The 7901-nt window shown below is 59.7% G+C and carries 9 protein-coding genes; 2 read left to right on the top strand and 7 right to left on the bottom strand.

The genetic code is table 11. The annotated features are described in order from the left end of the window. Complete coding sequence (locus AC2FNB_RS19785; protein WP_496748513.1) at positions 1–174, top strand: FAD-binding protein; 174 nt, start codon at positions 1–3, stop codon at positions 172–174. Positions 175–211: 37 nt separating this feature from the next. Here AC2FNB_RS19785 and AC2FNB_RS19780 read toward each other — a convergent pair whose 3' ends face one another. Then, entirely contained in the window at positions 212–760 is a 549-nt protein-coding gene (locus AC2FNB_RS19780; protein WP_480748861.1) for a hypothetical protein, read from the bottom strand. A gap of 156 nt (positions 761–916) precedes the next feature. On the opposite strand from AC2FNB_RS19780, the gene pncB reads away from it, so the two are divergent. Beyond that, complete coding sequence (pncB, locus tag AC2FNB_RS19775; protein WP_480748860.1) at positions 917–2209, top strand: nicotinate phosphoribosyltransferase; 1293 nt, start codon at positions 917–919, stop codon at positions 2207–2209. Here pncB and AC2FNB_RS19770 read toward each other — a convergent pair. The 6 genes from AC2FNB_RS19770 to AC2FNB_RS19745 form a co-directional block, all read right to left on the bottom strand. After that, on the bottom strand, positions 2206–3111 hold the full coding sequence (locus tag AC2FNB_RS19770; RefSeq protein WP_480748859.1) for a DMT family transporter: 906 nt from the start codon (positions 3109–3111) through the stop codon (positions 2206–2208). The two genes, pncB and AC2FNB_RS19770, sit on opposite strands and share 4 nt — an antisense overlap. Further along, positions 3108–3629, bottom strand: a complete 522-nt coding sequence (locus tag AC2FNB_RS19765) for a hypothetical protein (protein ID WP_480748858.1) — start codon at positions 3627–3629, stop codon at positions 3108–3110. The genes AC2FNB_RS19770 and AC2FNB_RS19765 overlap by 4 nt, the downstream gene beginning before the upstream one ends. After that, a complete protein-coding gene (locus AC2FNB_RS19760; RefSeq protein ID WP_480748857.1) occupies positions 3622–5073 on the bottom strand; it encodes an aldehyde dehydrogenase family protein in 1452 nt (483 codons plus the stop codon). Before AC2FNB_RS19760 ends, AC2FNB_RS19765 begins: the two co-directional genes overlap by 8 nt. Positions 5074–5147: 74 nt before the next feature. After that, positions 5148–6746, bottom strand: a complete 1599-nt coding sequence (locus AC2FNB_RS19755; RefSeq protein WP_496748512.1) for an ABC transporter ATP-binding protein — start codon at positions 6744–6746, stop codon at positions 5148–5150. Then, on the bottom strand, positions 6743–7558 hold the full coding sequence (locus AC2FNB_RS19750) for an ABC transporter permease (protein ID WP_480748855.1): 816 nt from the start codon (positions 7556–7558) through the stop codon (positions 6743–6745). The genes AC2FNB_RS19755 and AC2FNB_RS19750 overlap by 4 nt, the downstream gene beginning before the upstream one ends. Further along, positions 7555–7901, bottom strand: a 347-nt coding sequence (locus tag AC2FNB_RS19745; RefSeq protein WP_496748511.1) for an ABC transporter permease, incomplete at its 5' end; no start/stop codon positions are given. The genes AC2FNB_RS19745 and AC2FNB_RS19750, both read right to left, overlap by 4 nt.

The raw sequence follows: 7901 nt of genomic DNA, 5'->3' as shown, positions 1-7901 counted from the left end.
ATTGACCCGGAAACGGCCCAGGTTCTGGACAATGATCTTGCCCCGATTCCCGGACTTTTCGCCGCCGGTGAACTGGTCGGCGGCGTGTTTTTCTTCAACTATCCGGGCGGAACAGGGTTGATCAACGGATCGGTTTTCGGACGTCTCGCGGGGAATGGTGCTGGCGGCCGTTGACGCGGCGTTCGCGCCAGAAGTCGCGATCAACGGGGCCTTAACGCTGCATCACCGCGCCCAGCAATTTGGCGACCACCAGAACCAGTACCGCGACCCCGATGGCGAATCCGATACGTGCAATCGGCGACTGGCGTTGCGGAGGCGTGTTCTTGCTGGCAAGTCGAGCAGGCGTTCGTTTTCTTTCCGGCCCCCCCGGCAAGGGACGCGCCAGCAAAAGGTGGTCCATGAATTCTGAAAAATCGAAATCGCCGCAATACTCGCCCTTCAGCGAAGTCGATTTGACGTTGCGGACGAATCTTCTGAGGATGTAATTGCGCGCAGATTGATCCCGCGCCGGATAGAACCCGTCGGGCACGCCGCTGTCATACGTATTCAGCCCGAATCCGGAATCCAGAAACAACTGCCGCACTTTGGGCGAGGCACCGCGCAATGCATCGGCGGTTTTCACATCGCGGAACAGCGCGATCTTGTTGTGCGCCGAATTTTTGTCGATGCCAGTCTGACTCAACAATTCCACGAACTGTTCGTTCTCGAATACCTCATCCGGCATAATCGTAAATATGTCGAAATCGTACCTGAGAGCCATCACAACACTCAATTTTCACCTTTTACCCAACACCGGGAAATCATCAAAACCATTTGCGCCCGGACTATGACACAACTGGGATATTGTCATGTATCAGGGCGCTCTTGCCAATCTCATTGTCGCTTGTTCTAAGTATTTGCGGAATAGGAGCGCCCTATGATTGATATCGCGACACGCGTCTACAATCACAAGTGGAAAATTGATCCGATTGTGCGGTCTTTGATCGACACGGATTTCTACAAACTATTGATGTGTCAGTCAGTGTTTCGAAACAAGCCACAAACAAATGTGGAGTTTTCGCTGATCAACCGGTCGACTCACGTTCCATTGGCCAATCTGATCGACGAGGGCGAGTTGCGCGAGCAACTGGATCATATCCGCTCGCTCAGTCTCAGCCGGGGCGAAAGCACCTGGCTGCGTGGCAATACGTTTTATGGCAAGCGTCAGATGTTCCGCCCGGATTTCATGGAATGGTTCGAAAACCTGCGTTTGCCGCCCTATCACCTTGAACGCAAAGGCGACCAGTACGAACTGACCTTTGAGGGCAAGTGGCACGAGGTCATGCTTTGGGAAATCCCTGCGCTGGCTGTCCTGATGGAACTGCGCTCGCGGGCAGTGTTGAACGATATGCGCCGTTTCGAATTGCAGGTGCTCTATGCCCGCGCCATGACCCGCGTCTGGGAAAAGATTGAGCGTTTGAGAGAGATCAAAGGGCTTGGAATTGCCGATTTCGGCACCCGCCGCCGCCATTCCTTTTTGTGGCAGGACTGGTGTGTTCAGGCAATGATCGAGGGCTTGGGTAAATCCTTTACCGGCACATCCAACTGTCTTATCGCGATGCGCCGCGAAGTCGAGGCAATCGGCACGAACGCACACGAATTGCCGATGGTGTATTGCGCCTTGGCCCAAGATGACGCGGCCTTGGCGCAGGCCCCTTATGACGTGCTAAGCGACTGGCATGACGAGCATGAGGGTAATCTGCGGATCATCTTGCCGGACACTTACGGCACCAAGGGGTTTCTGGAACGCGCCCCCGATTGGCTGGCGGGATGGACCGGTATCCGAATCGACAGCGGTGATCCGGCCAAGGGCGCGGAAATTGCCATCGATTGGTGGAAATCACGCGGCGAGGATCCGACAAAAAAGCGGATCATTTTTTCGGATGGCCTGGACGTAGACAAGATTATCGAATTGCACGCCCGTTTTACCGGGCGGGCCAATGTCTCGTTCGGTTGGGGGACGTTGCTGACCAACGATTTTCGCGGTTTGGTTTCCGGCGACCGGCTTGCCCCGTTCTCTCTGGTTTGCAAGGCGGTTTCGGCCAATGGCCACCCGACGGTGAAACTGTCGGACAATCCAGAAAAGGCGATGGGTCCCAAGGCCGAGATCGAGCGCTACAAGCGGGTGTTCGACGTGGGCCGGCAGGAACCGATCAAGGTCGTGGTCTAGTGGTTAACGGGTTTGCGGCGCAAGCGTCGCTCGCGCCAGATCACCATCAAACCTCCGCCGACAATGAACAGCGCCCCGGGAAACAGGTCTGACCACGGTGTTTCATCAAACACCAGCCATCCCGCGACAAAGGCAAAGGGGATGCCGAAATAGCTGAACGGGGCCAGATTGCTTTGCTCTGTCATCCGGTACGAGACCACAAGACACAAGACGGCGGTGCCGCCGAATGCCCCCATGGCGACGATCCAGATGACGTCCTGGGGGTGGTTGATCGGGGAAAACCCGCCGGCGATGGTGGCAAGGATCAGCGCGCCCAACAAGGCCGATACCACCGAATACAGGTTGAGCAAGGGGCTGGGCACATCCCGGTCCATCAATCGAGCCGACACCCCAGTCAGCGCATACAGAAACGCCGCCCCCAATGGTGCGACCGCATCCAGCGAAAACGTGTCGCTTCCGGGCCTCATGATCAGGATCACGCCGGCAAACCCGATCAGCACGGCCATCCATCGCACGGCCCCGACACGCTCGCCCAGCATCGGTACGGCAAGCGCAGTCATGAAGACTGCATTGGAATAGGTGATGGTGGATGCCGTGGCAAAGGCCAGCTTGCCCAACGAGTAATAGAACAGGAACTGGGCAAAGGTGACGTAAATCCCCCGCATCAGACCCAGTTTCCACTGCCGGATTTTCCAGGGCCTCCCACTTTGTCGCCAGACCGAGGATGACCACAGAGCAATCAACGCGGGAAAAATACCAAAGAAATTGCGATAGGCCGAAAGTTCTGCAGCGGTATACCGGGGCGACAGATACTTGATGATCAATCCCATGACATCGAACAGGACAAGGGCGAGCAGCGACAGGGCGATGGCCAGTGCCACATTGTCCCGGTTGTCGTTCACTGCGAGTGCCTCGACGCCCGGAACATGATCCAGATAGCGGCAAAGATTCCGACGAAGCCGCCGACATAACTTGCATCATGCATCACGCCCGCGCGCAGGAAACCCACCGGCTCGGTGATCGTGGCGGGCAGCTGAATCTGTGACGCCGTCTTGGCGTCGACCGCCATCAACCCGAAAACCCAACCAATGCTGGCAGCAAGCGAAGCCATGAGCAGCACCGCGAATATCGCACGCAGCCCCGCCGACCAGAACATTCTGGCCGAAGACAACAGCAACAGGCCCAGCAAAAAAGGCGGCGAGCCGACCAGAACGCCCATCCACCAGCTTGCCCGCCAACCGACAATCGCAGCGCCGATGCGTGGCGGTGTTTCGGGTGGGATGCCAAACTGAAGGAACTTGAACTGATGGAAATAATCCGGCCCGACCGAATAGGTGACCTGATTGTGCAGCGCGCCAAATATCCCTGCGGCAACAATGGCAACGGCGATCAGCGCCAGGAAAACTCCGATCCTAGCCATGGTAGGCCGCAACCGTTTTCAGTTGCGAAAAGCCATACAACGCCTCGAACCCTTTTTCACGCCCATGACCGGATTTGCCGACGCCACCAAAAGGCAGTTCCACACCGCCACCCGCGCCATAATTGTTGACAAAAACCTGACCCGATCGCAGCCGCTTGGCCAGCCGCATCTGCCGCGCGCCATCACGTGTCCAGATGCTGGCAACCAACCCGTAATCGGTGCCGTTGGCGATCTCCACCGCTTCTTCCTCGGTGTCGAAAGGGATCAGCACCTGAACCGGGCCGAATATTTCGTTCCGGGCCAGTTCATGATCTGAAGGGACTTCAGCAAAAAGCGTTGGCCGCACATAAGCGCCGGTTTCAGGCGCGTGGGCAACAATCTGCCCCTGCGCCGCAATGGTCAGGTCAGCTCCACGAGCCAGAAAACCCTCGACAATCTCCTTTTGCCGGGTCGAGATCAGTGGCCCCACCCGCAGATCCTCGGCGGCTGGTCCGACGGTCAGCTGCTCATAGGCCTCGGCCATGCACGCCCGGACCTGATCATAAATGCCGCGCTGGGCGAGGATGCGGGATGACGCGGAACAGGTCTGGCCCGCATTCTGGATCCCTGCATTGACCAGAAACGGCAAGGCAGCCCCAAGATCGGCATCGTCGAACACAAGCTGGGGGGATTTGCCGCCCAGTTCCAGTGTCACCGGCACCACGTTGCGCCCGGCCGCCTGCTGCACCAGCGCTCCGGTGGCAACCGATCCGGTGAATGAAACATGATGCACGCCCGGATGTCCCGACAGCGCCGCCCCCGCCTCGGCCCCAAGTCCGGGCACCACGTTCAGTGCACCAGCGGGCAACCCGGCCTCGACCGCCAGGTGAGCAAAGGCCAGCGCCGTAAGGCATGCCTCTTCGGCCGGTTTCAACACACAGGCATTGCCCATCGCCAGCGCCGCTCCGACCGAACGCCCGATTATCTGCATCGGATAGTTCCACGGCACGATATGCCCCGTCACCCCATGCGGTTCGCGCAGAGTATAGACGGTGTAGCCATCGAGATAAGGAATGGTTTCCCCCATCACCTTATCCGCCGCACCGCCGTAGAATTCGCAATAACGCGCCAGCGCTACCGCATCGGCCCGTGCTTGCGTCAGCGGCTTGCCCACATCCATCGCTTCAAGCGCAGCCAGTTCGTCTACCCGCTCCAGCACCAGCTGCCCTATCCGCGTCAGGGTGCGACCCCGTTCCAGCGCAGTCATGCGTCCCCATGCGCCATCCAAAGCGCCTTGCGCTGCGCCGACCGCAGTGTCGATATCCGCGCCATTTCCGCGGGCAATCCGGCAGATCTCCAGGCCGTCAGACGGGTTGATCAGCGGCAGGGTCTGGCCGGAGGACGAGGATTGCCATTGACCGCCGATCAGGCAGAGGCCGGGGTCAAACCAGATAGCGTCATTCATCGCGCGGATCCTTTCCTGTTCATGGCAAGAGGTCCCCGTAGGGTCGCTCGCGTAGACTGCTTCCTGTACCTGTATCACGCTGCGCCCCATCGTATGTCCGGCAGACGCGGCGCTGCGGCGATCAGGGCTTCGGTATAGGGGTGCTGAGGGTCGGTGAACACCTGCTCGGTTTCACCCTCCTCGACAATGCGGCCGGCTTTCATGACCAGCACCCGATCGGTAATCGTGCGCACCACGCTCAGGTCGTGGCTGATGAACAGGTAACTCAGGTCATAGGCATCGCACAGCTCTGCCAGCAGATCGAGGATGCGGGCGCGAACGGACACGTCAAGGGCCGATACCGCCTCGTCGAACAGGATCAGTTCGGGGCGGATGATCAGCGCACGTGCAATGGCAATACGCTGGCGCTGGCCGCCGGAAAACTCGTGAATATATTTTCCTGCGTCGTCCGGCGACAGACCCACGGCGGTTAGCACCTCGGCAATCCGGTCAGTGCGTTCTGATCCGGTCGGGGACCTGTCGAGCAGGTGAAAGGGTTCGGTGATCAGGCGCGCGACCTTGTGGCGGGGGTTGAAGCTGCCGAACGGGTCCTGAAACACGACCTGCATCTTGCGCCGCACTTCCAGGTTGGGATTTTTGCCGCTGAAAACCGGTTGACCGTCCAACAGGATATGCCCCTGCTGGACGTCTTCAAGACCCAGAATGGCTCGCGTTAGGGTCGATTTTCCGCAACCGGATTCACCCACCAGTCCCAGACGTTCACCCCGATGCAAGGTAAAACTCACATGATCGACGGCGCGATGGTGCTCCGGTTTGCCGAACAGGCGTTTTCGCGGCAGGCGATAGTCCCGCACGACGGCTGCCACCGACAGCAAAGGCGCGGAGTCGCGGCCCGTGGGAAGGATGACCTGATGACCCGAGGCCTCGAACAGCATGCGGGTATAGGGATGCTGCATCCCGGTCAGCAACCGGCGGGTGGTGTCGGCTTCCACCACTTCGCCGTCTCGCATGACCACGATCCTGTCGGCCATATCGGCCACCACGGCGAGGTCATGGGTGATCATCAGCAGTCCCATGCCGAACTCGGATACCAACCCTTTCAGCAGATCGAGGATTTGCGCCTGAGTGGTCACATCAAGAGCCGTGGTTGGCTCGTCTGCGATCAGCAGCCTTGGCCGCAAGGCAATGGCCATCGCGATCACCACTCTTTGACGCTGTCCGCCCGACAGTTCGTGGGGATAGCGACCAAGCGGGTAGCTTTCGGGCGGCAGGCCTACGCGCGTCAACACCTCGCGTGCGCGGTCCCGAGCTTTTGCAGGGGTCATCGCCTTGTGGATCAGAATCGTTTCAATCACCTGATCCCCGATGGTCATGACCGGGTTGAGCGCGGTCATGGGCTCCTGAAACACCATGCCGATCCCGGCGCCACGCAGGGTACACATCTGGGCTTCGGGTCGGTCAAGCAATTCCTGCCCGTCCAGCAGGATCGATCCGCTTGTACTGGCGCCGTTTGGCAGCAGCTGCATTATCGATAGCGCGGTCATCGATTTGCCCGACCCGCTTTCACCGGTAACTGCCACCACCTCGCCCGGTTCGACCGCAACGCTGACGCCATTCAGGATGTTCGTCCCCTGGATGGACAGCGACAGGGTGTCGATCTGCAAAAGGCTCATGCGCGCGCCACCCGAATGCGCGGGTCCAGCCAGTCGCGCAACCCGTCCCCCATCAGGTTCAGCCCCAGCACCGTAAGAACAATCGCCAGACCCGGGATCAGCGCCAGGTGCGGCGCAAAGCTGACCATGGTCTGCGCATCCGCCAGCATCCGACCCCAACTGGGCGTTGGTGGCTGTGCACCCAACCCGACATAGCTGAGCCCGGCCTCGGCCAGAATGCCCAAACTGAACTGGATGGTGCCCTGCACGATCAGCAGGTTGGCGATGTTCGGCAGGATATGCTCTGCCGAAATCCGCGCCGCGCCCTTGCCGGCAACACGGGCGGCCATGATGAACTCGCGCTCCCACAAGGATAGCGCGGCACCGCGAGTGATGCGGGCAAAGACCGGAATGTTGAATATACCGATGGCAATGATCGCGTTGACCGCACCTGCGCCAAAGACGGCAGTGATCAGGATGGCGATGACCAGAGACGGAAAGGCAAAGACCAGATCGTTGCCGCGCATGATCAGCTCGTCCAGCCATGATCCCTTGCGTGCCGCCGCCGTCAGGCCCAGCGGCACACCAAAACCCATGCCGATGCCCACCGCGACCAGCGCGACCGCAATCGACGTACGGGCACCCACCATGATCATCGAGAACATGTCCCGCCCGAAATGATCGGTTCCGAACCAGTGTTGCGCAGTGGGCGTTTGCAGCTTGTTGGGGATATCCAGCGTCGCGTGGTCATAGGGCGTCCAGACAAACGAGATGAGCGCCGCCAGCACCACCAATGACGACAGGCCCGCGCCCAGGGTCAGGTTACGGCTCATGTGCGGCTCCTCAGACGCGGGTCGACGGCGGCATAGGCCAGATCGACCAAGAAATTCACGGTGATCACCGCAAAGACCAGCAGCATGACCACCGATTCCACCACGATCAGATCACGGGAAGAAATCGCCTGAAATACCAGCCTTCCAAGCCCCGGCAGATAGAACACCTGTTCAATGATGATCGACCCTGCCAACAGGAAGGAAAACTGCAGCCCTATGATGGTCAGCACCGGGATCAGCGCATTGCGTACCCCATGCCGCCACAGCGCCTGACGGCGGCTCAACCCCTTGGCGCGGGCCGTGCGCATGAAATCCTCGCCCAGAATGTCCAGCAGCGCCGATC

Source organism: Ruegeria sp. BHSB058, assembly GCF_059613285.1.
The sequence above is the reverse complement of the archived record's forward strand: the minus strand, read 5'-3'. Positions and strand labels throughout refer to the sequence as shown.